The sequence below is a fragment of the Paraburkholderia ferrariae NBRC 106233 genome, assembly GCF_000685035.1.
In the GTDB taxonomy this organism is placed as follows: domain Bacteria; phylum Pseudomonadota; class Gammaproteobacteria; order Burkholderiales; family Burkholderiaceae; genus Paraburkholderia; species Paraburkholderia ferrariae.
The window spans coordinates 501,160-526,521 of the sequence record NZ_BAYB01000002.1 but is presented as its reverse complement, the minus strand read 5'-3'; the positions used below and the strand labels follow the sequence as shown (position 1 = coordinate 526,521).

The 25,362-nt window shown below is 64.8% G+C and carries 22 protein-coding genes; 7 read left to right on the top strand and 15 right to left on the bottom strand.

The window, feature by feature from the left end:
• Positions 1–43: 43 nt before the first annotated feature.
• From BFE01S_RS37120 to BFE01S_RS02670, 6 genes are all read right to left on the bottom strand, one after another.
• Positions 44–1,063, bottom strand: coding sequence for a branched-chain amino acid ABC transporter permease (locus BFE01S_RS37120; RefSeq protein WP_052420771.1), 1,020 nt, complete (start codon positions 1,061–1,063; stop codon positions 44–46).
• Complete coding sequence (locus BFE01S_RS02690) at positions 1,060–1,935, bottom strand: branched-chain amino acid ABC transporter permease (protein ID WP_028224272.1); 876 nt, start codon at positions 1,933–1,935, stop codon at positions 1,060–1,062. Before BFE01S_RS02690 ends, BFE01S_RS37120 begins: the two co-directional genes overlap by 4 nt.
• The gene (locus tag BFE01S_RS02685) at positions 1,932–2,639 is read right to left on the bottom strand and encodes an ABC transporter ATP-binding protein (protein ID WP_028224271.1); all 708 of its coding nucleotides are present in this window, start codon (positions 2,637–2,639) and stop codon (positions 1,932–1,934) included. Before BFE01S_RS02685 ends, BFE01S_RS02690 begins: the two co-directional genes overlap by 4 nt.
• Positions 2,626–3,357, bottom strand: coding sequence for an ABC transporter ATP-binding protein (locus BFE01S_RS02680; RefSeq protein ID WP_042337003.1), 732 nt, complete (start codon positions 3,355–3,357; stop codon positions 2,626–2,628). The genes BFE01S_RS02685 and BFE01S_RS02680 overlap by 14 nt, the downstream gene beginning before the upstream one ends.
• Before the next feature lie 67 nt (positions 3,358–3,424).
• Positions 3,425–4,762: an ABC transporter substrate-binding protein gene (locus tag BFE01S_RS02675; protein WP_042337001.1), complete on the bottom strand. Its 1,338-nt coding sequence runs from the start codon at positions 4,760–4,762 to the stop codon at positions 3,425–3,427.
• 208 nt (positions 4,763–4,970) lie between these two features.
• Positions 4,971–6,059: a porin gene (locus BFE01S_RS02670; protein ID WP_042336998.1), complete on the bottom strand. Its 1,089-nt coding sequence runs from the start codon at positions 6,057–6,059 to the stop codon at positions 4,971–4,973.
• A gap of 332 nt (positions 6,060–6,391) precedes the next feature.
• Between BFE01S_RS02670 and BFE01S_RS02665 the strand changes: the two genes are divergently transcribed.
• The gene (locus BFE01S_RS02665) at positions 6,392–7,813 is read left to right on the top strand and encodes an amidase (RefSeq protein ID WP_042336996.1); all 1,422 of its coding nucleotides are present in this window, start codon (positions 6,392–6,394) and stop codon (positions 7,811–7,813) included.
• Positions 7,810–8,496, top strand: coding sequence for a TetR/AcrR family transcriptional regulator (locus BFE01S_RS02660; RefSeq protein ID WP_156966877.1), 687 nt, complete (start codon positions 7,810–7,812; stop codon positions 8,494–8,496). Before BFE01S_RS02665 ends, BFE01S_RS02660 begins: the two co-directional genes overlap by 4 nt.
• An 85-nt stretch (positions 8,497–8,581) precedes the next feature.
• Here BFE01S_RS02660 and BFE01S_RS02655 read toward each other — a convergent pair whose 3' ends face one another.
• Both BFE01S_RS02655 and BFE01S_RS02650 read right to left on the bottom strand, forming a co-directional pair.
• The gene (locus BFE01S_RS02655; protein WP_028224265.1) at positions 8,582–9,754 is read right to left on the bottom strand and encodes an L-rhamnonate dehydratase; all 1,173 of its coding nucleotides are present in this window, start codon (positions 9,752–9,754) and stop codon (positions 8,582–8,584) included.
• A gap of 38 nt (positions 9,755–9,792) precedes the next feature.
• Entirely contained in the window at positions 9,793–11,112 is a 1,320-nt protein-coding gene (locus tag BFE01S_RS02650) for an MFS transporter (protein ID WP_042336994.1), read from the bottom strand.
• 253 nt (positions 11,113–11,365) lie between these two features.
• Here BFE01S_RS02650 and BFE01S_RS02645 point away from each other — a divergent pair, with 253 nt between their 5' ends.
• Positions 11,366–12,304: a LysR family transcriptional regulator gene (locus BFE01S_RS02645; RefSeq protein ID WP_028224263.1), complete on the top strand. Its 939-nt coding sequence runs from the start codon at positions 11,366–11,368 to the stop codon at positions 12,302–12,304.
• A 180-nt stretch (positions 12,305–12,484) separates the two neighbouring features.
• Here the strand turns inward: BFE01S_RS02645 and BFE01S_RS02640 are convergent, their stop codons facing one another.
• From BFE01S_RS02640 to BFE01S_RS02615, 6 genes are all read right to left on the bottom strand, one after another.
• Positions 12,485–13,957: an NAD-dependent succinate-semialdehyde dehydrogenase gene (locus BFE01S_RS02640; protein WP_028224262.1), complete on the bottom strand. Its 1,473-nt coding sequence runs from the start codon at positions 13,955–13,957 to the stop codon at positions 12,485–12,487.
• A gap of 99 nt (positions 13,958–14,056) precedes the next feature.
• The gene (locus tag BFE01S_RS02635; RefSeq protein WP_028224261.1) at positions 14,057–15,121 is read right to left on the bottom strand and encodes a cyclase family protein; all 1,065 of its coding nucleotides are present in this window, start codon (positions 15,119–15,121) and stop codon (positions 14,057–14,059) included.
• Between the two features lie 47 nt (positions 15,122–15,168).
• A complete protein-coding gene (locus BFE01S_RS02630; RefSeq protein WP_028224260.1) occupies positions 15,169–16,476 on the bottom strand; it encodes an MFS transporter in 1,308 nt (435 codons plus the stop codon).
• 43 nt (positions 16,477–16,519) lie between these two features.
• Positions 16,520–17,311: a 4-hydroxy-2-oxoheptanedioate aldolase gene (gene hpaI, locus BFE01S_RS02625; RefSeq protein WP_028224259.1), complete on the bottom strand. Its 792-nt coding sequence runs from the start codon at positions 17,309–17,311 to the stop codon at positions 16,520–16,522.
• Entirely contained in the window at positions 17,286–18,620 is a 1,335-nt protein-coding gene (locus BFE01S_RS02620; RefSeq protein ID WP_028224258.1) for an MFS transporter, read from the bottom strand. Before BFE01S_RS02620 ends, hpaI begins: the two co-directional genes overlap by 26 nt.
• A 58-nt stretch (positions 18,621–18,678) precedes the next feature.
• A complete protein-coding gene (locus BFE01S_RS02615; protein WP_028224257.1) occupies positions 18,679–20,226 on the bottom strand; it encodes a UxaA family hydrolase in 1,548 nt (515 codons plus the stop codon).
• Positions 20,227–20,419: 193 nt separating this feature from the next.
• Here BFE01S_RS02615 and BFE01S_RS02610 point away from each other — a divergent pair, with 193 nt between their 5' ends.
• The gene (locus BFE01S_RS02610; protein WP_028224256.1) at positions 20,420–21,463 is read left to right on the top strand and encodes a LacI family DNA-binding transcriptional regulator; all 1,044 of its coding nucleotides are present in this window, start codon (positions 20,420–20,422) and stop codon (positions 21,461–21,463) included.
• Between the two features lie 193 nt (positions 21,464–21,656).
• Here BFE01S_RS02610 and BFE01S_RS02605 read toward each other — a convergent pair whose 3' ends face one another.
• Positions 21,657–22,373 (bottom strand): TetR/AcrR family transcriptional regulator, encoded by a 717-nt coding sequence (locus tag BFE01S_RS02605; protein WP_052420769.1) that lies wholly within the window; start codon positions 22,371–22,373, stop codon positions 21,657–21,659.
• A gap of 81 nt (positions 22,374–22,454) precedes the next feature.
• On the opposite strand from BFE01S_RS02605, the gene BFE01S_RS02600 reads away from it, so the two are divergent.
• From BFE01S_RS02600 to BFE01S_RS02590, 3 genes are read left to right on the top strand one after another with little or no spacing between them, the layout of a single operon-like run.
• Positions 22,455–23,081 (top strand): paraquat-inducible protein A, encoded by a 627-nt coding sequence (locus BFE01S_RS02600; RefSeq protein WP_028224254.1) that lies wholly within the window; start codon positions 22,455–22,457, stop codon positions 23,079–23,081.
• A complete protein-coding gene (locus BFE01S_RS02595) occupies positions 23,078–23,710 on the top strand; it encodes a paraquat-inducible protein A (protein WP_028224253.1) in 633 nt (210 codons plus the stop codon). The genes BFE01S_RS02600 and BFE01S_RS02595 overlap by 4 nt, the downstream gene beginning before the upstream one ends.
• Positions 23,707–25,362: a PqiB family protein gene (locus tag BFE01S_RS02590; RefSeq protein ID WP_028224252.1), complete on the top strand. Its 1,656-nt coding sequence runs from the start codon at positions 23,707–23,709 to the stop codon at positions 25,360–25,362. The genes BFE01S_RS02595 and BFE01S_RS02590 overlap by 4 nt, the downstream gene beginning before the upstream one ends.

Here is a 25,362-nt window from a genome sequence, read left to right as displayed (position 1 = left end):
AACGATTCGATCCGGCTTCCTGCCGGTGTACGGGCCGTCACGCTCAGAGCGCTGCATCGCCGCGCGATTTTGGCGACTCATGCCGCCTGATTCCGGCCATCTGCGCGAGACCTGACGATCGCCGCGCCGCCCACGTGATCGGGAACACCCGCCAGCCGAAACGCCGCTGCAGACTCCCCCACAGCCCCCCCGGTGCGAGCAGCATGACCGCCATTGCGATGCCCCCCTCGCAGATGGCAAACCATTCTCCATGTCCCTGAAACATCGCCCGCAGCGCAAAGTAGATGGCAGTCCCGACGAACGGACCTTCCAGCGTGCCCACCCCGCCGACGACGACAATAAAAATGATGCGGATCTGCCAGTCGATATCGAACGCGCCGGCCGGATCGATGTAGAGCACGGAAAGGTAATAGATGCCACCCGCCAGCCCGCACACGGTGGCCGACAGCACGAACGCCAGCAGCCGGCAGCGCCGCGTCGCGATGCCCACGCCCGCTGCGCCCTGCTCGTTGTCACGGATGGCCGACAAGGCCAGCCCGAGTCTGGAGCGCAGCATCCAGAACAAACCCGCAAACGTCACGAAAGCGAGGGCTGCCGCGGCCCACAAGACCGATACGGCAAGCGTCGCGGGATCGAGCCGCGTGGCATCGAGCACCAGGCCCCGGGCGCCGCCGGCCAGGTCCCATTGACCGAAGACCAGCCGCATGCAATCGGCCAGCACCCAGATCGCAATCGAGAAATAGGCGTCGCGAAAACGCTGCAGCAACACCGCCATTGCAGCCGCGGTCAGTACGGATGCAACCACGCTGGCACCCAGCCCCGCAAACGGGGAGATCCCGAGCAGGTTCGTGGCCATGAACAGCGCATACGCGCCAATCCCCACGAACGCGTGATGCCCAAGGGAAAGCAGTCCTGTGTATCCGCACAGGAGATTCCAGCCCTGCGCCATGGCAAATACCAGCAGGATTTCCGTAATCTGCCTGGGGTCCCCGGAGCCGGACGCCAGCAGGGCGACAACCAGGCCGAGCAGCACGGCTCCCGGCAGCATGTTCCGGATATTCATTGACTCCTCCAGCGCAACACGGTCGCAAACGGAATCTGCCGCCAGAGGAGCACGACGAAGAACGCGACATGCTGAAACAAGGGCCCCGCGTCCGAATCGAGCGAAAGCCCGACGACCTGGACAATACCGAGCGTCACCCCGCCCAGAAAAGCGCCCCGAAGCGAACCGAGACCGCCGATGATCACCACCTCGAACGACAGCAGCAGCCGCTCGACGCCCGCGTACGGCGAAAAGGAACTCTGCATCGCGAGCAGCAGACCCGCGAGCGCGGCCAGCGCGACTGCCAGCCCCATGGCCGCGCTGTAGATGCGGCGGCGATCAAAACCCAGCGTTTCGATCATTTCGGCGTCGTCGGCCGCGGCACGAAACGCCCGGCCAATCGAGGTTCTCGTCAACATCAGATGCAGCGCAACGAACGCCAGGATAGCCACCCCGAAGACAAGCACGGGAAGCACGCCCACCGAAACCCCGCAGCAGAGCGTCATTCCGCGATCCTGGATGCCGCCAAGATCGATCGACCTGATGCCGGCCCCGAAGACCGTGACCAGCGCGCTGCGGATGATGATCGACAGTCCCATCGTCACGATCATGCCGGGCACCGGATTCGCGCCGACGATGCGGTTAAGGAGCGCGGACTGCAGCAACCAGCCGGCCGCAAACGCACACAGGACGACGAGCGGCACCACCTCGACCACGGAGAGTCCCGTATTCGCGAGCAGGACCGCGCCGAGATAGGCGGACAGGACAACGAATTCCCCGTGCGCGATATTGACGACGCGCATGATGCCGAATGAAAGCGCCAGGCCCAGTCCGAAAAGACCGTAAAGACTGCCCAGCATGAGACCATTGAAAAGAGGCGCCAGCATGCTCATGAACCGCTGTCTCCAAAGTAGGCGTGCCGGATGGCGTGAAGGTCGATTGCGTCCGCTGCGCCTTCCAGCGTCACCTTCCCTTTCAGGAGGCAATACAGGCGGCGGGAAGCGGACCTGGCGCGGACGATGTCCTGCTCCACCAGAAGTATGGCGACGCGCGACTCCCGGATACGCGCGAAGCTCGCATAGATGTCGTTGATCACACTGGGTGCCAACCCGAGCGATATCTCGTCGCAGAGCAGCAGCCGGGGGTTGGTCAGCAGCGCCCGGCCGATCGCGACCATCTGTTGCTGGCCGCCCGAAATCTCCGCCGCGCGCCGGTGACGGAATGTCCTGATTGCAGGGAAGAGATCGAAAACGGCCTCCAGTGTCCAGGGACCGGGGCGGGCATGCGCCGCACCGAGCAGCAGGTTCTCCTCTACGCTCAGGGACGCAAACAGCCGCCGCCCTTCCGGCACCAGCGCGATTCCTCGCCTGGCCACGACATTGCACCGCAAACGCGTAATGTCCTCGCCGCCGAACACGACGCGCCCGTTGCGCGCCGGACTCAGCCCCATGATCGCGCGCAGCAGCGTGGACTTCCCCGCCCCGTTGGCGCCGATGATCGCCACGGTCTCACCCTCGTCTGCGCACAGCGATAATCCGTACACCGCCTGAAGATCGCCGTGGAACACGTCAACGCCCTCAAGCTCAAGTAACGCCATCTACTGGACTCCCAAGATAGATTTCCTGCACCAGTGCTGAATTCATGACGCTCACCGGCTCGCCGTCGGCAATCTTTTTGCCGAAATGGAGGACCATGATCCGGTCGGCCACCGCCATGAGCGCATGGGCGATGTGCTCGATCCAGATCACGCCGCGATCGCGCTTGAGCGCCCTGACGATCTCCACCACGACGAAAACCTCCTGCTCAGTCAGGCCGCCCGCAATCTCGTCGAGCAGCAGGACTTCCGAGCCGACACTGACGGCCCTGGCCAGTTCGAGCCGCTTGCGGTCGAGCAGGGGCAGTGAGCCGGCCAGCCGGTCGTGCCTGTCGGCCAGACCGACCATCTCGAGGATTTCAGCTGCACGCCTGCGCGCGGAGGCGCCCTGCAGCCTCGCGCCATGCATCACACCGGCCAGGACATTGTCCGCAACCGAGATTCCCACAAACGGACGCGGAATCTGGAACGCGCGGCCCAGACCGAGCCGCGCGCGCTGGTATTGCATCGTGGACGTGACGTCGCGCCCGCCCAGCATGACGGTGCCCCGATCCGGCACGACCGAGCCGTCGAGGAGATTGAACAGCGTGCTTTTCCCCGCCCCGTTCGGCCCGACCACACCGACGCACTCCCCTCTGGCAAGCCTGAAATCGACGCCATCGACCACCGTGATCGCGCCGTATTTTTTGCCAAGGCCGCGCACCTCTAGCGCTGTCCCCAAGATTTCCTCCCATGTCTGTGACCGATGGACGTGCTGACCATGGCCCCGGTCAGCGGCAACTTTTCCTTCACGCAAGCTGGGACAGCAGTTTGAGTTCGTCTTCGACCTTGAACGAAGACGACGGGGGGGCGTACGTCACCGCCAGGTCGTACCTGTACTTCCCCGTTCTGGCGCGCCGCCACTGTCCGCCAACGAGCACGGTCTTCGCGATGCCGGGCTGCCCGCTGCCGGCGAAGTCCACCCGCCCGACCACGGTGTCGATGCGCGTATGCGCCAGGGCGCTGCGTACCGATTCCCGGTCCCTGGGGTCTCCCGACGCCCGCAGCGCGTGTACGGCAACCTCCCATGCCGCATGCGTGTAGCCGAGCGCCGGCGTCCACTGCGCGCCCTGGCTCTGCTCCCAGGCGCTGGCAAGCGCCTGCGCCGATTGTCCGGTCAGACTCGATGCAAAGGGCAGCTTCGGCGTCCACCAGATCTCGGTCGACATGCCATCGCCGCGATCCCCCAGGGCGTCCACACCGCCCGGAAACAGGAACGCGCCCGCGACGGTCACGACCTGGGGCTTGTAGCCGCTTTGTGCAGCCTTGCGCCAGAAAGCCGCGAAATGATTGGGGAACATGAACCCGGTCACCGTCTGCGCCTGGGCGGCCTGGAATTTGGCCACCTGACTGGAAAAGTCATCCGTTTCCACCTTGAACAGGCCACCCTCCACCGTTTTGTATCCGGCTTTGGCCAGATAAGCAGGAAAGCCATGCTGGGGATCGGCAAAGCCACGCGCCGCGGGCTGATCGACATAGAAGGTGCCCACCTGGTCGTTCAGTTTCGCGCGCAACGGTTTCCACATGCCAAGATACGTGTCGCAGATATCGCCCGTGTCGAACATGAAATTAAATGTCCAGGCCGTATTGTTGCGGGCATAGGCGTTTGCCCCGCCGCGCAACGCAACCAGCGCATCCGAGGGGAACAGGGTCGAGATCATGGGGACGCGATTCATGACCGCCATCTCTCCACCGCCGATCGCCGCCAGCGCATCCGTCGCGACGATCATGTCGACCCGGTCGCGTGTCATCAACTCGATGGCAACACGCGAGGCCACGTTGATCGAACTCTGGCTGTCGCGCACGATCACCTCCACGGAATACGGCTTCCCGCCGACCGTGAGCCCCCCTCTGAAAACCTTGTCCAGCTGATCCTTGACGAAATTCACAGCCGCACCGAACTGCGACCCCGGGCCCGAAAGCGCCGCCACCCAGCCAACGCGTATCGTCGTATCCGCTGCGGCCAGCGCCGACGGGTAACGCAGCGTCAGTGCGGCTGCGCCGATCGCTGCAGCGCCTCGTCTGAGTACCGCTCTTCGCGACGGCATGTCTGCCGCCGGTCGACCTACCTCTGGAATCTTCTTCATGGCATCTCTTTCTGGTGGTGCTTCATTGATGAGCAGCGAAGCAATGGACCGCCCGGCTGCGGGAAAATCCCGTTCCGGTGGCGAACGGAAAGAAGTCCGGATACCTCGCCGCACCGCTCATTACGTAGCAGTCCTTTCAATATGGAATGGTGCAAGGCTGTCCCGGTTCAGTCACGCTTCCGTGTACGTGATCCGGTAAAAACCCGGTTCAGAACGCGTGCCGCATGCCGATTTCCGCGCCGACGGTCTTGCCTGGCGGAGCCAGCAGCGACGTCGGCACGTCGCCGACCGACAGCCCAAGGTTTTCTGCGCCGTGATTGTCGACCACGCCCACCTGGGCGTAGAGCGTCGTTCTATGGGACAGGAAATACGATGCACCGAGCGCACCCAGCACGGAATGATCCGTACTGTCATTGCGATTGTTCACGTACCAGACACCGCCATTGAGATCGACATCAGGCATCACGAAATAATCGAGTCCGCCACCGTAGACGTTGTTGTTCATCCCGCTGCCGGCAATCTTGTAGTTCGTGAACGACGCTTTGGCGGTCAGCTTGTCGTATTTCCAGGAGACGCCGATCATGCGCCCATCGAAGCCGAGATTCGTCGGCGTCGTTGTGACGACCGAGCCGCCGGGGTTGCCGTCGTACAGGGCACCGCTCACCGTGAATCCATTCCACTGCCAGGAAAGGCTCGCGGAATACTGGCGCCCCGACGGGAAATTGCCCGCCACGCCACCGGGCGCGAACATCACGCTCCCCTGAAAGCCCTCGATCAGCGGGCTTTCATACGACAGGGCGTTGGCATTGAAAATACCCGTTGCGGCGACATTGTTGACATAGATGCCGAGGCTGCTGCCGAACTGGGAGAGGCCGCGGGGATCGAGCGCGAACAGCGTATTGAAAAATGGGGAGAACTGAAGACCGGCCTTGACTTCACCAAACGCGCCTTTCAGACCGAGATAGGCCTCGCGCCCGAAAAAGTTGCCATTCGAATCGTTGTAACCGCCATTGCCGATATCGATGCCGCTTTCCAGCCGGAATTCGGCGGCAAGTCCCCCACCCAGTTCTTCGGTGCCCGTCAGTCCGAACTGCGACGGAACCTGGCCGCTGTCGGTGAAGCCGATGAACCGTCCGCCGTTGCCTCCCGAAGCATTCTGGGTCTTGCTGAGAAACAGCAACCCGCCGTCCACCAGCCCGTATAGCGTCACGCTGCTCTGCGCATGCGCGCCCGATGCGAGGGCCAATAACCCCGCAAAAACGATCGATGCCCGGCCAAGCCGCTTCCTGGTACACATGGTTTGTCTCCTGGTTTTTTGGGATGTAAAGATCCACTTTTTTGCGACGCGCCGACGGGAAAAACGTCCTCTGCCACCACGGCTTCGCATTCCGTGCAAACCCTAATTACTTCGGAATGCTTACGAATTTGCAAGATGCAGATTTCGGGGTAAACCAGCACCAACCCGGAAACCGCCCGCACTGCCGTACTTTCCCGTCAACGCTGACAGGCAAGATAGTCGCCCCGCTCCCCCTTGTCAATCACTTGATTAAATCCCTCGATTGACAAATAATGCCCGACACGTGACTGGGACGATTTCAGGCTCAACGACTAACAAGGGGACTCACAACCATGCTCAAGGGCGATCTCTGGCAATGGGATGCACAAGCGACGGCTACCGCAATCAGGGCGGGGAAGATTTCGTGCAGGGAGGCAGTCGAGGCGGCCCTGAACCGTCTCCATCAGGTCAATCCCGCTATTAACGCGGTCGTCGACGTCATGGAGGCCGACGCCCTGGCGGCGGCGGACCGCGCGGACGCGCAACTGGCGGCCGGCGACGCAGTCGGGCCGCTGCACGGCGTCCCGGTTACCTGCAAGATCAACGTCGACGTCGCCGGAAGGGCCCCGACGAACGGACTTGTCGCCATGAAAGACGCGCGGGCAGTCGCCGACAGCGCACCCGCGGCGAACCTTCGTCGGGCCGGGGCAATCGTCATTGGCCTGACCAACGTGCCCGCGTTCTGTTACCGCTGGTTTACGGACAACGACCTTCATGGACTGACGCGCAACCCGTGGAACCGCACGTTGTCTCCCGGCGGCTCCAGCGGGGGCGCAGCGGCCGCGCTGGCCGCGGGCATCGGCGCCCTTGCGCACGGCAACGACGTAGCGGGCTCCATCCGTCTTCCGGCCAGCGCCTGCGGCGTCTACGGGCTCAAGCCGACCGTCGGACGGGTGCCGACCCACAATCCTTCCGCTCCGGGAGAACGCCCCCTGTGCATCCAGATCGGCGCAACCGAGGGCGTTCTCGCGCGCTCCGTACGGGATCTGCGACTGGGCCTGTCTGCGCTCGAGTACCCGGATCCGCGCGACCCGTGTCAGGTACCCGCGCCCGCGCACGATGCGAGCCAGTCCCGGCCGTGCAGGGTCGCACTCTTCACCGGCGAAACAGAAGGATGGACCCACCCGGAGGTCGCGGCAACCGCCAGCCGGGCCGCGGCCTGGCTGGCCGACGCAGGCTATGTCGTGGAGGAACTCGCTCCGCCGCGGTTCGCAGAGATGGCCGACCTGTGGATGACGATGCTGTACGCAGAGAGCTCGGGGCCAGTCCGGGAGTTCCTGCTCAGCCTGGGCGGGCAAGACTATGGCCGCGCAACGCTCAATACGGCCGCGAGCCTCCCCGCGATGAGCCATGCAGAGCTGCATCAGGCCTGGGAGAAGCGGCTCGGCATCCTGCGCGAATGGGCGATGTTTCTCGAACGTTATCCGCTCGTGATGATCCCGACGACGTTCCAGCCGGCCTTTCCGCTCAATCACGACCTCATCGGCCCCGACGTAACGAAAGAAATCATGCAGGCCTACCGCCCCCTGACCTCGGTGGCAGGCCTGGCACTCCCGGGCCTGTCCGTGCCTGCCGGATTTGCAGCGGGCGCACCTGCGGGCGTACAACTGATTGCAGGACGCTTTCAGGAGGAACGATGTCTGAGCGCTGCTGCTATCATGGAACAGCGCATCGGACCCACCCTGCCGGTTGACCCGTTCGAGGACGAAGCGTGACCCATACCATAACGACGCGCAGTACCCTGGATGGCTTGATGACAATCGGGAATATCAAGGAGCGGCCCAACAGCGATGGCCGCCGCGAACAGATCATTAGCGCCGCTCTTTCCGTGATGGTGGCAGAAGGACTCCATCAGACCACCACACGAAAGATCGCCGCCGCCGCGAACGTCAATGTCGCGACCCTGCACTATCACTTTCAAGACAAGGAGGAAATTCTCCTGCGCGTTCTGGAAAAGCTCGTTTCGGACTACCGAACGACTATGGAAAACCAGATCCCCAGGACACAATCCCTGCATGACCGCCTCAGGGACGTGCTCTATTTCGTTTGGGGGGAGATCAAGAAGGCGCCCGCAGAACAGCTCCTGCTGCAGGAGATGACCATTTACGTCCTGCGGGATCCTCGAACGGAATCCCTTGCACGCGAAAAGGATCGTGTGTTCCTGTCACTTTACGTCGATGCCCTGATGGGGGCTTCCGACACAGGCCCCGAAGAGCGTCCTTTTATCGTCGCCCTCGCGAATTTCATTTACACGAGCATTATCGGCATCTTTAATCAATGGCTGGCAACGAAGGACGAACCGTGCCTGATGCTCACCCTCGCCAATCTCGTCTCGGCAGCACAACTGGCGGCCCGTGAGCGAGCATGGCCGCCGCTTGCATACGCCGGCGGCGTCTGAGCGCATCGTCGAATCGTATCTGCGCGGGAAGCCCGATTCGCGAGCAGGCGGGCTCGCGATCCCGCCAGCTTGACATACGCGTTCCTTATTCGACGATCTCGAACTGGTCGAGGAATTCGGTCTTGAGCGTGAGGCCGAGACCGGGCACGTCGTCGCGCAGTTGCAGGAAGCCGTTGTCGGCCACGGGTTCGCCGTCGAAGATGTAATAGAACAGCTCGTTGCCCACTTCCACGTCGAACATCGGAAAGTATTCGCTCATCGGCGAGGCGAGCGAACTCATCGTCAGGTGATAGTTGTGCATCTGGCCCGCGTGCGGCACGACCGGCACCGAACAGGCTTCGCACAGCGCGTTGATTTTGTGCGCGGCCGTGATGCCGCCCACGCGATTGGTGTCGTACTGCACGACGCTCACGGCGCGGCGCTCCAGCAACTGCTTGAAGCCGTACAGCGAGAATTCGTGCTCGCCGCCCGAAATGGCAATGCTCGACGCCGCGTTCAGTTCGGCATAGCCGTCGATATCGTCGGCGATCACGGGTTCCTCGAGCCAGCGCGGCTCGAATTTTTCGAGCCTGGGCAACATGCGCTTCGCGTACTCCACGTTCCAGCCCATATAGCATTCGAGCATCAGATCGTTGTCGTAGCCGATCACTTCGCGAATCGCCTCGACCGCGTTGAGGTTTTCGCGCACGCCATGCTGAAGATGCGCGGGGCCGTAGCCGAAGCGCATCTTGAACGCCGTGAAGCCGAGATCGAGGAACTTCTGCGCCTCGTTTTGCATCGCTTTCAGGTCCGTGCGATAGAGCTTGCTGTAGTAGCAGGGAATCTTTTCCTTGGTGCGCCCGCCCAGCAGCTTGAAGACGGGCTTGCCCGCCGCCTTGCCGAGAATGTCCCAGATGGCGATATCGACCGCCGAAATCGCAGCCATGCCGATGCCTTTGCGGCCCCACGCGTGCGTGCTGCGATACATGCGCTGCCACAAATATTCGTAGTCCCATGGATCCTGGCCGACAACGAGCGGCGCGAGGTATTGATCGATGATCGCCTTGGCGATGGCGGGCGCGAGCGCCACGTTGCCGAGGCCGACGATGCCGTCGTCGGTCTCGACTTCCACCACGGTCCACGAATGGAAGCGGAACGTGCTCATGGTTTCCTGCGGCGCATACAGCAGGTCCATGGCGTTCGAGCAGAAGTTGCCTTGCGGCGGCACGGTCTTGCCCTTCCACTGGAAGACGCGGGCACGGACGGACTGGATCTTCATAAGCGTTCTCGGGAGTGCTTGGGTTGAGAAAGAGTGAGTTACAGCGCGGCCGGGCGGGTTTGCGGCTGCGCGTGCGTGGAACGGCGCATCAGCGCGAGCATGACGGCGCCGAGCAAGGCCGCGCAGGCGAGGCTCAACATGCCGGCGCGCGGGTCGGCGAACGCCTGCTCGGCCCAGGTCTTGAGGTTGGGCGCGACGAAACCGCCCACGTTGCCCAGCGAATTGATGATCGCGATACCGCCCGCCGCCGCCGCGCCGCCGAGGTAATTGGTCGGCAAGGTCCAGTAGAGCGGCTGCACGGCCACGAAGCCGCTCGCCGCGAAGCAGAACGCGACGATCGCCGGCACGAGGCTCGCGCTCAGCGCCGAAGCCGCGATGCCTCCGCCCGCGCACACCAGCATCAGCGCCGCCAGCCCGCGATGCGCGCCGGTGCGGTCGGCGAGACGCGTGATCCACCATGTCACAGCGAGCGCGCAGAGCCACGGAATCGCGGTGATAAGGCCCACGGTCAGATCGACCTTGCCGCCGGTGAGTTCGGCGATGCGCGTGGGCAGATAGAACACCACGCCGTACACGCTCATCTGCACGGTGAAGTAGACAAGGCAGAACGCGGCGAGGCGCGGGCTGCGCAACAGGTCGCGCAAGGTCGCGGGACTATGGCCGAGTCTCGCGGCGTCTTCCTGGGCGAGCGCATCGACGAGCGCGCGGCGTTCGTCGTCGGCGAGCCACGCGGCTTTTTGCGGGCCGTCGCTCAGGTAAAAGAACGTCACCACGCCGATGATCGACGCCAGCAAACCTTCGACCGCGAACATCATTTGCCACGGCTTGAACCCGAACGGCGCCTGCATTTGCAGCAGATAACCCGAGAGCGGACCGCCCAGCACGAGCGCGAGCGGCAGGCCGAAATAGAACACGCCCATCGCCTGCGAGCGTACGCGCTTCGGGAACCAGTACGTGAGATAGAGGATCACGCCGGGAAAGAAACCCGCTTCGGCCGCGCCCAGCAGCACGCGCAGCGTGTAGAACGTGGTGGCGTCGTGCGCGAACGCCATCGCCGCCGAAACGAGGCCCCACGTCACCATGATGCGCGACATCCACAATCTCGCGCCGAAGCGGTGCATCGCGAGATTGCTCGGCACTTCGAACACGGCGTAGCTGATAAAGAAGATGCCCGCGCCGAACGCGAACGCGGCGTTCGACAAGCCGGTATCGGCCTGCAAGGTGGCTTTGGCGAAGCCCACGTTGGCGCGGTCGATAAAGGCGATCACGTACATCAGCACGAGAAACGGCAGCAAGCGCAGCAGGCACTTGCGGATGGCGGCGTCGCACGCGGCGGTGGCGCCCAGGCGGGATGGCATGTGGCAAGTCTCCGTATCGCGTCGCGGCACGAGTAAAAAGCGGCCCGTTGGCGACGTCCATGTTGTGCGGAAAGCGAGCGTGCGGCCCGCTGCGGAAAAATATATGAGCGGCCCCCGATAAAATCCATTGACGTTTTTCTATGTCTTGATAATATTTATTCATACCCCCTTGCTGTTTCCATCCGCCGCAAGCACCCCGGTCGCGTTATTCGTCCGCGATTCGCGGCGTCGTTTGTGTCTCCGCGCTTGATTCATGATTCCGCCGTTCACCAGTCTCCAGAGCCGCCTGAAAATGCAGCACCTGCGGCTCCTGCTAGCGATCGAGGAGCGCGGCTCGCTGCGTCAGGCGGCCGAAGCGCTCTCGCTCACGCAGCCGGCCGTCACGAAAATGCTGCAGGACATGGAGGCGCTGCTCGGCGTCACGCTGTTCGAGCGGCATTTGCGCGGACTGCGGCCCACGCGCTTCGGCACGGCGGCCACGCGCTACGCCACGCTCGTGTTCTCGGACATGGCGAATCTGCGCGACGAACTCGCATCGCTCGAAACGGGCAAGATGGGCAAGGTGCGCGTGGGTGCGGTGATGGCGCCCACGCCGGTGCTGATGGCCGAAGTGATCCGGCGTTTGAAGCGCGATCACCCGCGCCTGAACATCGCCGTGCAGGTGGATACGAGCGACGTGCTGGTGCCGCTGCTGGATCGCGACCAACTCGACCTCGTGCTCGGACGCGTGCCCGAAGGCTGGGACGCCTCGCATCTGGAATTCGAGCAGCTGGGCGACGAGCGGCTCGCCATCGTGGTGGGCTGCGATCATCCGCTGGTCGATCAAGCCGCGCCCAGTTTCGGCGAGCTCGCCACCTTTCCGTGGATATTGCAGCCGCGCCCCAGCCCGATGCGCGCGCTGATCGACCGTTCGTTCGAAGACGCGGGCGTGACGCCGCCGCAAAGCACCATCGAAACGGCGGCTATTCTGATGACCACTTCGCTGTTGCCCGGCAGCGACCTGATCGCCGTGGTGCCGATGGCCGTCGCGGATTTTCATGCGCGCATGGGGCTGCTGTCTATTCTCCCCGTGCCGTTGCCGCGGAAACTCGGACCGTACGGCATCGTCACGCGCCTCGCACGTCCGCCGACCGCGTCTACTTCGCTGCTGATCGACGTACTGCGCGAGGTGGCCGCGAAATACCGCGATTAACGCATGAACCTGCGGCGCGTCGGCAAGGTTCGCAGGCAAGTCGATCCTGCCCGGCGACTTCGCGAACCGACCCGTGACGTCCCGCCCATTCGAGACACGTAAACTTCGTGATGCCGCGACTCGCGACGCGGCTCCGTCGCAATGCACAGTGCCATCTGCCGTCACCACGCAACGAGACTATCAGTCCAGTCCGCCCTGGCACAGGTACTTGATGCTCAGATAGTCGTCGAGACCGTACTTCGAGCCTTCGCGGCCGTAACCCGACTCCTTCACGCCGCCGAACGGCGCGGCTTCGCTCGCCACCGCGCCTTCGTTGATGCCCACGATGCCCGTTTCGAGCTTGCGCGCCACGCGGTCGATGCGGCGTACGTCGTTGGTGTAGAAGTACGCGGCGAGACCGAACGGCGTGTCGTTGGCGATGCCGATGACTTCGTCCTCGTCGCTGAAGCGGAACAGCGGCGCGACCGGGCCGAAGGTTTCCTCGCAGCACAGCACCATGGCGTCGGTGGCGTCGGCGAGCACGGTGGGCGCATAGTAGTTCGGGCCGAGTTCCGCGAGACGCCTGCCGCCCGCCAGCACGCGCGCGCCGTTCGCCACGGCGTCGTCCACGTGCCTGGCGATCTTGTCGATGGCGCGCTCGTTGATCATCGGGCCGATCTGCGCGTTCGCATCCGTGGCCGGGGCCACGTGCAGCGCGCTCACGCGCTTCGCGAGCAGTTCGCCGAATTGTTCGTAGACCGAATCATGCACGTAGATGCGATTCGGGCACACGCAGGTCTGGCCGCCGTTGCGAAACTTGGCCAGCAGGAGACCCTGCACGGCGGCTTCGAGATCGGCGTCGCCGAACACGATGAACGGCGCGTTGCCGCCCAGTTCGAGCGAGAGCTTCTTGAGCGTGCCCGCCGACTCGCGTGCGAGATGCTTGCCCACGGCCGTCGAGCCCGTGAAGGTGATCTTGCGCACGCGGTCGTCGGCGAGCCAGTCGGCCACGGCGGCAATGCCTTCGTCGCGCGAGGCCGAGATCATGTTGAGCACGCCGTCGGGCAAGCCCGCCTCCTGCGCCAGCGCGGCGAGCGCGAGCGCGGTGAGCGGCGTGTCTTCGGCGGGCTTCGCCACCACCGTGCAACCGGCCGCGAGCGCCGGGGCGAGCTTGCGCGCGATCATCGCGAGCGGAAAATTCCACGGCGTGATCGCCGCCACCACGCCGATCGGCTCCTTGACGGCCATCATGCGCTTGCCGCGCTGCGTCTGCGGAATGACGTCGCCGTAAATCTTCGTGGCCTCCCCGGCGAACCACGCCACATACGACGCGCCATACGCGACTTCGCCGCGCGCTTCCGCGAGCGGCTTGCCCTGTTCCAGCGACATCAGGCGCGCGAGGTCCTCGGTGTTTTCGAGGATGAGCGCGTGCCAGCGGTTCAGCACGGCCGCGCGTTCGCAGGGCAGCTTGTCGCGCCAGCCGGGCAGCGCGCGCGCAGCGGCGTCCGTTGCCGCGCGCGCGTCGGCAGCAGCGCTGTTCGCGACCTGCGCGAGCGTGGCTTGCGTAGCCGGATTCGTCACGGCATAGCGGTGGTTACCGGCGGCGGCAAGCCACTTGCCGTCGATGAAATTCTCGTGTCGAAGCAGTTCGCCTCGCGTCAACTCCAAACTCACTGAGTTCTCCTTTCTACCTTTCTATCAGGGACATCGGTCGCCGAACGTTTTAGCGCGTGTTGCCGGCAAACGGCTGGATTCGCGGCCCCGTTGCCCGGCTCAAACCGTTGCGACCGGCGTAACCGGCGAACCGACCGCGCGCGGCAACCGCAGCGGCGGCGCGGTCAGCAGGAAGCGATTGCGGCCATGCGCGTGCAGCCAGGCGGCCAGCTCGCTCAAATGCCACAGTTCGCCAAGATGCACGCCAAGGCGGAACAAGCAGAGATCGTGCAGCGGATGCGAAGGATAATGCGCGTCGTCGCAAGGCGCGGCGGGCAAAAACTCCACGGCCACGTTATCCGAAATCAGCGCGGCCACGTTCGAATCGACAATCCAGCGGCGCAGCGCTTCGTCGCGGCCGTCGAGACCGGCAAAACCGCTTTCGAGCGCCTTGCCGTTCTGCGTGCGATACACGTCGAGCAGGGCCTCGTCGAAACCCGTGCGCAGGCACAGCATGTCGCCGGGTTCGACCACCACGTTCTGCGCGTCCATCGCTTCCATCAGTTCGTGGTAGCCCACGCGCAGCGGCACCGCGCCGAACTGGCGCTCGAGGTCGACCATCACAGCGCGGCCTTGCACGCAGGTGGCCGCCATGTTCTCGATGCCGAGCCGGTACGCGCCCGGTGCGCGATCGGTGGCGGGCAGCGGCTGACCCGGTTCTTCGTTGCGGTAATCGAGCGGCCCGATCACGTCGTCGCCCGCGCGAAAGCCGTTGTAGAAGCACATTTCCGGCTTGCCGTCGCCGTCGGCGTCGAACCATTGGCCCATGTGTGCGAGGCTGTCCCACTGCGTCGAGTATTGCAACGCGAGCGTGACCGTGTCGTCGCAGATCACGTCGGTGAGGCTCGCGTTGTCGCGCGACAGCGGATACGTCATGTTCGGCATCTCGCCACGCAGCGTGGGTTGCACTTGCGGCGGCGCGCGGCGCGGATTCAGCACGCGATTGCCGGGACAGTCGAGCGGCAGGCTCAAACAGAACGTGCGCCCTTCGTGCGCCTCGCGCAGACCTTCCAGCACCTTCGCGGGTGTGATCAGATTCAGGCGGCCGAGCTGGTCGTCGGCGCCCCAGTCGCCCCACGTGGAATCGACGGGGCGTTGGGTCCAGCGGCGTGCGGTGAGGTTCATCGACTTGTCCCGGTTGTTCGCACAACAAGTTCGTCAAACAGTTTCGTTCAGCGCGTGGCGCTGCCGGCCGCCAGCATCGGCGCTTCGGCCCCGCTATGCGCGGGACCGGTTTCGACGTGGCCTTCGGCTTGCTCGCCGCGCGGCATCCAGCGCGACGTATCGAACAGGCTGATCGCGATCAGCAGCAGCGCGCCGCCCGCGATGAACGACGCCATGCCGAACCTGAGGCCGAGCGTGGGCGTGACGAGCGCGATCGCATACGGCGCGACCACGCTGACCGACGTCATCGCGTAGCTGATGCCGATGCCCGTTGCGCGCCCTTCCACGGGGAAACGGCGCGACTGGTAGAGCGGCATGATGCCGAACAGGCCGTTCGCGAACATGCCCATGCAGAACGCGCCCACGCCCAGCAGGAAGTGGCTTTGCACGAGCGTGTAGAGCACGGTAGACGGAATCACCACGCCGAGGAACATGCAGATCGTGCGGCGCTCGCCGAAGCACGCGGCCGAGTAGCCCGAAAGCGGCTTGCCGATCACCGAGCCCACCGAATACGCGATCACGAACGGGAAGATCTGGCTCGAATCCAGATGCTGCGTGGTCAGCAGGAAGGTCGGATACAGCACCTGCACGGCCCACAGCATGAAGTTGATCGCCGCCGAGAAAAGCCACGCCTGAAACACAGCCGGATTGAAGATAAAGGCCCCGCGCACGCTGCGGCGCTCGTGGCTCTGCTGCTCGCGCTCCCAGTCGGGCGACTCGCCCACGCTGCGGCGCAGGAACAGCGTGAGCAGCGCGGGCAGCACGCCGAGGAAGAACATCCAGCGCCAGCCCATCACCGGGAACAGGAAGTGGAACGCAAGCGCCGCGAGCAGATAGCCGAACTCGTAACCGGCCACCATGATGCCCGAGGCGAGCGGACGGATCTTTGCCGGCACGGTTTCCATCAGCAGCGCGACGGAAGCCGTCCACTCGCCGCCAAAGCCGATGCCGAACAGCACGCGCATCGCCATGAACGACGCATAGCTCCACGCGAGACCGCTCAAACCGGCCGCGCACGAGAACCACAGCACGGCGGCCATGAACACGACCTTGCGGCCAAAGCGGTCGGCCGCGAAACCCCAGCCGATGGTGCCCGCGACCTTCGCGAAGCCGGTGGCGGTCACGACGAAGGCCATCGCGGGCAGACCCACGCCGAATACCTTGCCCAGATGCGGGATCAGGAACAGCAGAACGGTGAAGTCGAAAGCGTCGAGCGCCCATCCCGCCGTGGCGGCGAAGACGATGCGCCAGTTCTCGCGCAACGCCTGTACGTGCGTGACAGCCAGCGCGGGCCGGCTCACTGCGAAATCGTTCATGCCGTGTCTCCTCGTTTCGTTATATGCGGTCGATGCGCGGGGCTCAGTCCGCCGTGCGCACGTCCCCGAAGTCGCGGGCGAGCTTGCGCGCCGCGTTCGCGAACATCAGGATGTCCACGCCCGTCGCCACGAATGTGCAGCCGAGTTCGAGGTAATGACGCGCGAGTGCCGGGTCGGACGTAAGCGTGCCCGCCGCCTTGCCCGACGCCACGATCGTGCGAATCGCACTGTCGATCGCCTGCTGGACTTCCGGGTGCGTGGCCTTGCCGCGATACCCCATCGAAGCGGCGAGGTCGGCCGGGCCGATGAACACGCCGTCCACGCCGTCCACCGCGCAGATCGCTTCGAGTTTGCTCAGCGCCGTGGTCGTTTCCGCCTGCACCATCAGACATATTTCGTCATCCGAAACATTGAGATAATCGGTGCGCAGACTCCAGCGCGACGCACGGCCCACGGCGCTGCCCACGCCGCGAATGCCGTGCGGCGGATAACGCACGGCGGCGACCAGCGCGCGCGCTTCGTCGGCGGTATCGACCATCGGCACGAGCAGATTGCGCGCGCCGATATCGAGCAGACGCTTGAGCAACGCGGGGTCGCCGTTGACCGGGCGCACCACCGGCTCGCCCGGGTATGGCGCCACCGCCTGCAACTGCGCGAGGATCGTGCGCAGGTCGTTGGGCGCGTGCTCGCTGTCGATCAGCAGCCAGTCGAATCCGGCGGTCGCGCTCACTTCGGCGAGATAGGGGTCGGCCATCGAGAGCCAGAAGCCCACTTGCTTCTTGTTCGCGGCCAGCGCGGCCTTGAAGGGATTAAGCGCCGAGGTCTGCTTGTCCATGAATGCGTGTCTCCGGTGAAGGGTCGCCGAATTGAATGGGTTCCACCTTCCCGAGGAGGAACAGATAGTTGACGATCGCAATCGCGATCAGCGCCGCCGAGAACAGCAGCGCGGGCACGAACGAGCCGGTCATGCCGACGATCGCGCCCGTGATGACCGGGCCCACCACGCCGCCGAGATTCGACACCGTGTTTTGCAGGCCCGCGACCATGGAAACGGCATTGGGCGGCGCGACGTCGCCGGGCAGCGCCCATACCTGCGAAGCGGCCACCGTGGTGCCCGACTTGGCGATGCACAGCAGCAGCACGGCCACCCACGCCGACTGCGCGAATGCCGCGAAGCCGATGCTCGACGCCATCACCAGACCGACCACGAGAAAGAGCTTGCGCGTGGCGGTGAGCGAGAGCTTGCCGCTCGCGAACACGCGGTCCGAGGCCCAGCCCGCGAAAATTTCCACGACGATGGAAGCCAGCAGCGGCAGCGAGGCCACCCAGCCCATTTGCAGCACGCTCATGCCGCGCGCCTTCATCAGATACGTGGGCAGCCACGTGATGAAGAAGTACGAGTTGTAGTTAATCATGAAGAAGCCGATGCACATCGCCCAGACGTTGCGATGCGCAAGCAGCTTGCGCCATGGCGGGCGCGCCGGACGCTGTGCGCGTTGCGCGCCCTTGTCGCTTTCGATGTATGCGAGTTCGGCGGCGCTCACGCGCGGATGCTGCGCGGGCGAGTCGGTGAAACTCACGAGCCAGACCGCGAACCACACCACGCCCAGCAGACCCGTGAGCACGAAGGTCATCTTCCAGTCGAACGCGGCCAGCATCCACGCGATCAGCGGCAACGCAATCGCGCCGCCGAGCTTCGAGCCGCTATCGAAAATGCCCGCCACGGTCGCGCGTTCCTTGCGCGGAAACCAGCGCGTGGCAATGCCCGCGTTGCTCGGATACGCACCCGCCTCGCCCACGCCCAACGCCACGCGCAAGGTCACGAGCGAGCGAAAGCCGCTGGCGAGGCCCGTCATCGCGGTCGCGATCGACCACCAGAGCACCGCGAAGCCGAGCACCTTTTTCTGGCCAAAGCGGTCGGCGAGCAAGCCCGCGGGCAATTGCAGCAGCGCATACGACCAGAAGAACGCCGACATGACGATGCCCATCCGGATCGCGTCGAGATGAAACTCCGACTGGATTTTCGGCGCGGCCGCCGAGAGCACCGTGCGATCGATGTAGTTGATCGCGATCGCGGCCCACATGAGCCCCGCAACCCACCAGCGCATGTTCGAGCGGCCCGGCCGCTGCGCAGATTGCAGCATCTGCTGTCTCCCTACCTGTTCTATTGATCTCAATGCAACGCGCGAGTGCTTCGCGCGTTCAGCTCACGATGCCCATGTGCCAGGGCACGAATTCGTTGTCGCCGAGTCCGAGCAGTTCGCTCTTGGTGCGCTCGCCCGACGCCGCGCGAATAATCAGATCGAAGATGTCCTGCCCCATCTCCTCGATGCTGCGCTCGCCGTCGATCACCCGACCGCAGTTGATGTCCATGTCCTCTTCGAGGCGCGTGAACATCGGCGTGTTGCTCGCGAGCTTGAGCGTCGGCGCCGGCTTCGAGCCGAACATCGAACCGCGTCCCGTCGTGAAGCAGATGAGGTTCGCGCCGCTCGCGATCTGGCCCGTCACCGCGACCGGATCGTAGCCCGGCGAATCCATGAACACGAAGCCCGCGCGGTCGATCGGCTCCGCGTATTCGTACACGGCTTGAAGCGGCGTGGTGCCGCCTTTCATCGCCGAACCGAGCGACTTTTCGAAGATGTTGGCAAGACCGCCCTGCTGGTTGCCCGGCCCGACCACGCCGTTGAACTGGCCGTTCTGGCCGCGCGTGTAACGCTCCCACCATGCGAGGCGGTCGAGCAGTTTCTGGCCGACTTCCGGCGAAACGGCGCGGCGCGTGAGCATGTATTCGACGCCGTGAATCTCGGGCGTTTCGGAGAGAATCGCGGTGCCGCCGTGCCGCACGAGCAGGTCCATCGCGGCGCCCAGCGCGGGGTTCGCGGTAATGCCCGAGAAGCCGTCCGAGCCGCCGCACTCGAGACCGATCTTCAGATGGCTGACCGGCACCGGCGTGCGCACGACGTCGTTCGCGGCGGGCAGCATCTCCTGCACGGCCCGGATGCCCGCTTCGATGGTGGCGCGCGTGCCGCCCGTTTCCTGCATGACGAGCGCGTGCACGGCCTTGCCCGTCCTGAGCCCTTGCGACTCCAGCAGATCGCCCACCTGGTTGCGCTCGCAACCAAGCCCGACGATCAGCACGCCGCCGAGGTTAGGATGGCGCGCATAGCCGGCGATGGTACGGCGGAGCACGTCGAAGTGTTCGCTCGGCGAGGACATGCCGCAGCCGCTCGTTTGCGCGAAGGCGACCACGCCGTCAACGTTGGGATAGCTGCGCAGGCGCTCGGGTGTGAAATAATCGGCGATGTGACGAATCACCGTGGCCGAGCAGTTCACCGAAGCCATGATGCCGATGAAGTTGCGCGTGGCCACGCGGCCGTCGGGGCGCACGATGCCCTGGAAGGTCGCGCGCTGCCCGGGCGCGACGTAATCCACGGGCTTCACGTCCAGGCCGAAGCCGGGATCGCGGTCGAAATCGACGAGCGTGATGTTGTGCGTGTGAACGTGGTCGCCGGGTTCGATGTCGCGCGCGGCCACGCCGATCACGGTGTCGTACTTGCGGATGGGCTCGCCCGCCGCAATACGGCGCGCCGCGACCTTGTGGCCCGCGGCGACCTGGGCGCGCAGGCGGACCGATTCGCCGTCGAGCGCGACTTGATGGCCGATCGTCAGCAGCTCGCGTGCGATCAGAACGTTGTCGTTCGGGTTGAGCCGGATGAGCGGCCCGTTGTAGTGCTGGCTGGACTGGAGCATTCGCCTGTCTCCGTGCGCAGAAGGGACAAGGCCGCTCCGATCACACTCATAATCTTGACGCCGCGCCCGGGAATACGCGGCTTTTTCGTTCCGGAATTAAGTTACCGGTTAATGTAACCGGTAACTTAATTCCAATGTAGTACAGTTTTGGGATAATTGCCAACACCTTTTTGCAGCAGGAAAACCCGCGCCCGTGACCAAAACCCCGACAGAAACCGCCCCGCCCGCCAGCCCCGCCGCGCGGCGCGCCCGCAAGAACACCGGCCGCGTCACGCTCAGCGATCTGGCCCGGCTGACCGGCGTCACCAAGGTCACGGTGTCGCGCGCGCTCAACAATCCCGAGCTGGTGTCGGTCGAAACGCTCGAACGCGTGCGCGAGGCGGTGCGGCAAACGGGTTACACGCCCGACCTGATCGCGGGATCGCTCGCGTCCAACCGCAGTCGTCTCGTCGTGGCCCTGATTCCGGCCATGGCGGGCAGCGTATTCCAGGAGACCGTGGCCGCACTCACGGCGGAACTCGCCGCCGGCGGTTATCAACTGCTGCTCGGTCAGAGCGGCTACGACGAATCGCGCGAAGAGGCGCTGCTCGACGCGATCATCGGGCGGCGGCCGGCCGGCATCGTGCTCACCGGCGTGATCCACTCGGAAGCCTCGCGGCAGAAGCTGCGCGCGGCCGGCATTCCCGTGGTGGAGACATGGGACATCACGCGCTCGCCGCTCGACATGCTGATCGGTTTCTCGCACGCGCGCGTGGGCGAAACGGCGGCCAACTATCTGCGCGAGCGCGGCGCGCGCCATCCGGCCATCGTCACGCCGGGCGACCGCCGCGCGAGGCTGCGCGCCGACGCCTTCATCGAAACCTTTGGCGGCAACGTGCCCGTGGCCGCCACGCCCTCGCCCGCGCATCTCGGCGACGGCCGCCGCGCGCTCGCCAAGCTGCTCGACGAGCATCCGCAGATCGACGCCATTTTCTGCGGCGCGGACATCATGGCGCTCGGCGTGCTAATGGAAGCGCACGCGCGCAAGCTCGACGTGCCGGGCCGCCTCAAGGTGATTGGCTACGGCGACCAGAATTTCGCGTGCGATACCGACCCGGCGCTCACGACCATTCGCATCGACGGCACCAGAATCGGCAAGCTCGCCGCTTCCATGCTGATCGAGAAGATCGAAACGGGCGCGTGCAAGCGCGCGAAAATCGACGTCGGTTTTACGCTGATCGAGCGCGGCTCGGCTTGATGGTTTGGAATCCGAAGAATATTCACGTTTCGCCCTCTTCGATTTTTTCGATTTCTTCCTGGGAAATTCCCTTTGTCTTCACACCGAGCCAGGCGTGCGCTGCAATTGGGCCAGCACCCTGTCTTTGGCGGCCGGCGGCAAAGCCGCATTTGCGACGATTACGGCGCGCTCACCCGATCTGAAAATAGTTCCGTCACAGTCCCTCCCTGGCTTCGAGGTCGGCCAGATAGGCCGCCATGACCTTGGGCAATTCGTCCATGTAGAGCATCATCCGCTCAGGTTCGACGATAAAGGCCACACGCATGACCCCGACCGCGACCGCGTGCAGCATCGCCGCGTGTCGCCCCCGGTCCACCGGCTCCGCCATCGGCAGACGGGCATCGACCATGCGCCTGAGCACCTGCGTGAACGTCGCCTCGTTTTCCAGCGAGCGCTTGTCCAGCAAGCGCCTGTCGTGCATGAGCGGGAAGAAGTCCGGATGCTTTTGTATGTAGTCGGCATAGGGCGCCACCAGATGATGGACGGCCTCCGACGCCGAAAACCGCTGCCAGGTCTCGCGCGGCAGGACCAGCACCTCGCTGTTGATTGCCGCAAGCGCCGCTTCGTGTCGCCGCACCAGCTCCAGCAGCAGGCTGTCCCGGTCCGGAAAGAAGTGATACAGCGAGCCGATCGACGTTTTCGCGCGCCGGGCCACACCGTGCATCGTGACACCGGCCAATCCCTCTTCCGCGACGATCGCGGCCGTCGTATCCAGGATCACCTCGACCCGGGCACGGCCTCTCGGCTGGCTGGGCTGACGGCCGTCCGTCTTCGCCTTCTGCATGTCAGGCGGCCCGCCTGCGTGCGACACCCCATGCACATCGTGGCTGGCCGCCTGCCCGTTGCCCGTCTTCGAGCCTGCATTGACCATCAAGGATTCCTTCCAGAACTAGACACATCGTTCTAATTTAATCAAAATAGACGCCTCCGTCTAGTAGCATCACCCATCGGTATGCAGACCTTTCCCGACCTCGTCGCCTGCGAGCACTGCGATAGCGTCTACCGGCGCCGTTCGCTGGCGCCCCATGAAACCGCCCACTGCGCGCGCTGCGGCGCGGTCCTGTACCGGGCCAGCCGGCTCGACATCGACCGCTGGCTCGCCCTGACGGCCGCCGCTGCGGTGGTGTTCGTGATCGCCAATGCCTGCCCGGTCATCCGCATCAGCTTTGGGGGGCAGCACAACGAAGCGACGCTCCTGCAATCCGTCTGCGCGCTTGCCCAGGGTCCCGCTGCACCGATCGCCGTGCCTGCCGCGCTGTCGATCGTGATCGTCCCGCTCCTGCAGATTGCACTGCTCGGCTGGGCGCTGGCCTTTGCGCGAGCGGGACGCAGGGCACCCGGCTTCGCTCCCGTCATGCAGCTGCTCCGCCTGCTGCGGCCCTGGAGCATGATCGAAGTCGGCATGCTCGGCATCCTGGTCGCCGTCATCAAGCTCTCGAGCCTCGTGCAGGTTGCGCCGGGCGCGGGGATCTGGGCAACCGCCGTCCTCATGGTGCTCATCACGCTGATCGCGAGCCGCGACATCCATCGGCTGTGGGACTGGACCGACCCGGATCGTCCGGCCGGGTACGCGGCATGACCGGCCCGGCCCGTGCACACCAGCTCGGCGTGATCGCCTGTCACGCCTGCGGTCTGGTCTCGAAACACCCGCCTGCGGCAGCGCAGGGAGGCTGCCGCCCCGCGTGCCCGCGTTGCGGCTCGGCGCTGCACACCCGCCGGCCCGACAGCCTCGCACGCGCCTGGGCCCTTCTGATCGCGAGCCTGATCTTCTACCTGCCCGCCAACCTGTTGCCCGTGATGTACACCAGCATCATCGGCAACGGCAGCGAGAACACGATCCTCAGCGGCGTCGTGGAGTTCTGGAAATCCGGCTCCTATGGCATCGCGCTCGTGATCTTCGTCGCGAGCGTCGCCGTGCCCTGCACGAAATTCCTTGCCCTCGGCACGCTGCTGGTGACCACCCAGCGACGCTGCCGCCAGGGTATGCGGCAGCGTGCGCGCCTGTACCGGCTGGTCGAACTGATCGGCTACTGGTCGATGCTCGACGTGCTGGTCGTGGCTTTTGTGGCGGCGCTCGTGAAGTTCGGCGCACTCGCCGACATCGAACCCCGCGCCGGCATCCTCTTCTTCGGCATGGTCGTGATCCTCACCATGCTGTCCGCCATGAACTTCGATCCCCGCCTGATCTGGGACGCCGACGAATCATGAATCCCGAATCCCGTCCTCCCGCCCCGCAACCGCACGAGCCGCCCGTAACCCGACGGCGCTGGACCGTATCGCTCGTCTGGCTCGTACCCATCGTCGCCGCGTTGATCGGGCTGTCGATGATCGTGCACACCTTGCTATCGGCGGGGCCGGAGATCACGATCACCTTCCGGACCGCCGAAGGTCTCGAAGCCGGCAAGACTTCGGTCAAGTACAAGGACGTCATCATCGGCACCGTGACGGCGGTTTCCCTCAGCGAGGACGGATCGCACGTGGTTGCCTCAGTTTCTCTGGTCAGGAGCGCACGCAACCTGCTTCACACCGATACGCGCTTCTGGGTGGTGCGCCCGCGCATCGGCATGGGCGGTATCTCCGGTATCGACACGCTGCTGTCCGGTGCATACATCGGCATGGATGCAGGCCAGTCGAAGAGGGGCCGCTCGGCATTCACCGGATTGGAAACGCCGCCGACCGTCATTAACGGCATGCCCGGTACGAGCTTCGTGATCCACGCCCGGGACCTGGGTTCGCTCAATATCGGTTCGCCCATCTACTACCGGCGCATCCAGGTCGGGGGCGTCGCCTCCTATGCACTCGATTCGGATGGCCGCAGCGTCAGCGTGCAGGTTTTCATCGACGCACCCTATGACCATTTCGTCACGACCGACACCCGCTTCTGGAACGCGAGCGGCGTCGACCTCTCGCTCGGTGCGGACGGATTGAAGGTCAAGACGCAGTCGGTCGCCACCATCGTCGCGGGCGGCATCGCGTTTGCAGCCCCCGACGACAGCCACGCGGCAGCGGCTCCGGCAGGAACCGCGTTCACGCTGGCGAAGGACGAGCAGACCGCCATGGCCCCGCCCGATGGGCCGTCAGAGCTCCTCCGGCTGCGGTTCCCCCAGGCACAGCGTGGCCTGCTGGTCGGTGCCCCCGTGGAGTTCTCCGGCATCGACCTGGGCCGGGTCATCTCGATCACACTCGACTACGATCCGGCCACCCGCCAGTTCCCGTCGATCGTTGACATCGAGATATATCCGCAGCGGCTCGGCCCCGTGCTGCAGAAGCTCCCGAAAATCGATGCGGCCGACGAACACAGCGAAGCGGCATTTCTGGCTGCCCTCGTCGCGCGCGGCCTGCGTGCGCAGGCCCGTTCCAGCAACCTGCTGACAGGACAGCTCTACATCTCGCTCGATTTCGTGCCGAACGCGCCGAAGGTCGCCTTCGACCCGAACGCGCAACCGCTCATGCTGCCCACGGCTCCTGGCAGCTTCGACAAAATGCAGGAGCAGGTCGCCACCATCCTGGACAAGATCAGCCGCATGCCGCTCGATTCGATCGGACAGCATCTCGACACGAGCCTTTCCGATCTGGACGGCACGCTCAAGCAGATCAACGCGCAGGTGCTGCCGGCCACGACCCAGACGCTGCAGCAGGCCCGGCAGACCTTCGGTGCCGCACAAGGCATGCTGGCCGACGACAGCCCGCTGCAGGAAAACCTCGGGCAGACGCTGCAGGAACTGCAGCGCACCGCGCGCTCGCTGCGCACGCTGACCGACCTGCTCGGCCGCCACCCCGAAGCGCTCCTGCGCGGCCAGAGCGCCGACCATCCGGCACCGGCTGCCCAGCGTACGCCCTCCGCTTCACAGGATCATTGA

Bases quoted from the DNA above. Each gene is read 5' to 3' on its own strand.
- BFE01S_RS02670 (WP_042336998.1), bottom strand. From the start codon at position 6,059: ATGTGTACCAGGAAGCGGCTTGGCCGGGCATCGATCGTTTTTGCGGGG.
- BFE01S_RS02635 (WP_028224261.1), bottom strand. From the start codon at position 15,121: ATGAACCTCACCGCACGCCGCTGGACCCAACGCCCCGTCGATTCCACG.
- BFE01S_RS02655 (WP_028224265.1), bottom strand. From the start codon at position 9,754: ATGAAGATCCAGTCCGTCCGTGCCCGCGTCTTCCAGTGGAAGGGCAAG.
- BFE01S_RS02675 (WP_042337001.1), bottom strand. From the start codon at position 4,762: ATGAAGAAGATTCCAGAGGTAGGTCGACCGGCGGCAGACATGCCGTCG.
- hpaI (WP_028224259.1), bottom strand. From the start codon at position 17,311: ATGGACAAGCAGACCTCGGCGCTTAATCCCTTCAAGGCCGCGCTGGCC.
- BFE01S_RS02615 (WP_028224257.1), bottom strand. From the start codon at position 20,226: ATGCTCCAGTCCAGCCAGCACTACAACGGGCCGCTCATCCGGCTCAAC.
- BFE01S_RS02630 (WP_028224260.1), bottom strand. From the start codon at position 16,476: ATGAACGATTTCGCAGTGAGCCGGCCCGCGCTGGCTGTCACGCACGTA.
- BFE01S_RS02685 (WP_028224271.1), bottom strand. From the start codon at position 2,639: ATGGCGTTACTTGAGCTTGAGGGCGTTGACGTGTTCCACGGCGATCTT.
- BFE01S_RS02650 (WP_042336994.1), bottom strand. From the start codon at position 11,112: ATGCCATCCCGCCTGGGCGCCACCGCCGCGTGCGACGCCGCCATCCGC.
- BFE01S_RS02690 (WP_028224272.1), bottom strand. From the start codon at position 1,935: ATGAGCATGCTGGCGCCTCTTTTCAATGGTCTCATGCTGGGCAGTCTT.
- BFE01S_RS02665 (WP_042336996.1), top strand. From the start codon at position 6,392: ATGCTCAAGGGCGATCTCTGGCAATGGGATGCACAAGCGACGGCTACC.
- BFE01S_RS02620 (WP_028224258.1), bottom strand. From the start codon at position 18,620: ATGCTGCAATCTGCGCAGCGGCCGGGCCGCTCGAACATGCGCTGGTGG.
- BFE01S_RS02590 (WP_028224252.1), top strand. From the start codon at position 23,707: ATGAATCCCGAATCCCGTCCTCCCGCCCCGCAACCGCACGAGCCGCCC.
- BFE01S_RS37120 (WP_052420771.1), bottom strand. From the start codon at position 1,063: ATGAATATCCGGAACATGCTGCCGGGAGCCGTGCTGCTCGGCCTGGTT.
- BFE01S_RS02645 (WP_028224263.1), top strand. From the start codon at position 11,366: ATGATTCCGCCGTTCACCAGTCTCCAGAGCCGCCTGAAAATGCAGCAC.
- BFE01S_RS02600 (WP_028224254.1), top strand. From the start codon at position 22,455: ATGCAGACCTTTCCCGACCTCGTCGCCTGCGAGCACTGCGATAGCGTC.
- BFE01S_RS02595 (WP_028224253.1), top strand. From the start codon at position 23,078: ATGACCGGCCCGGCCCGTGCACACCAGCTCGGCGTGATCGCCTGTCAC.
- BFE01S_RS02605 (WP_052420769.1), bottom strand. From the start codon at position 22,373: ATGGTCAATGCAGGCTCGAAGACGGGCAACGGGCAGGCGGCCAGCCAC.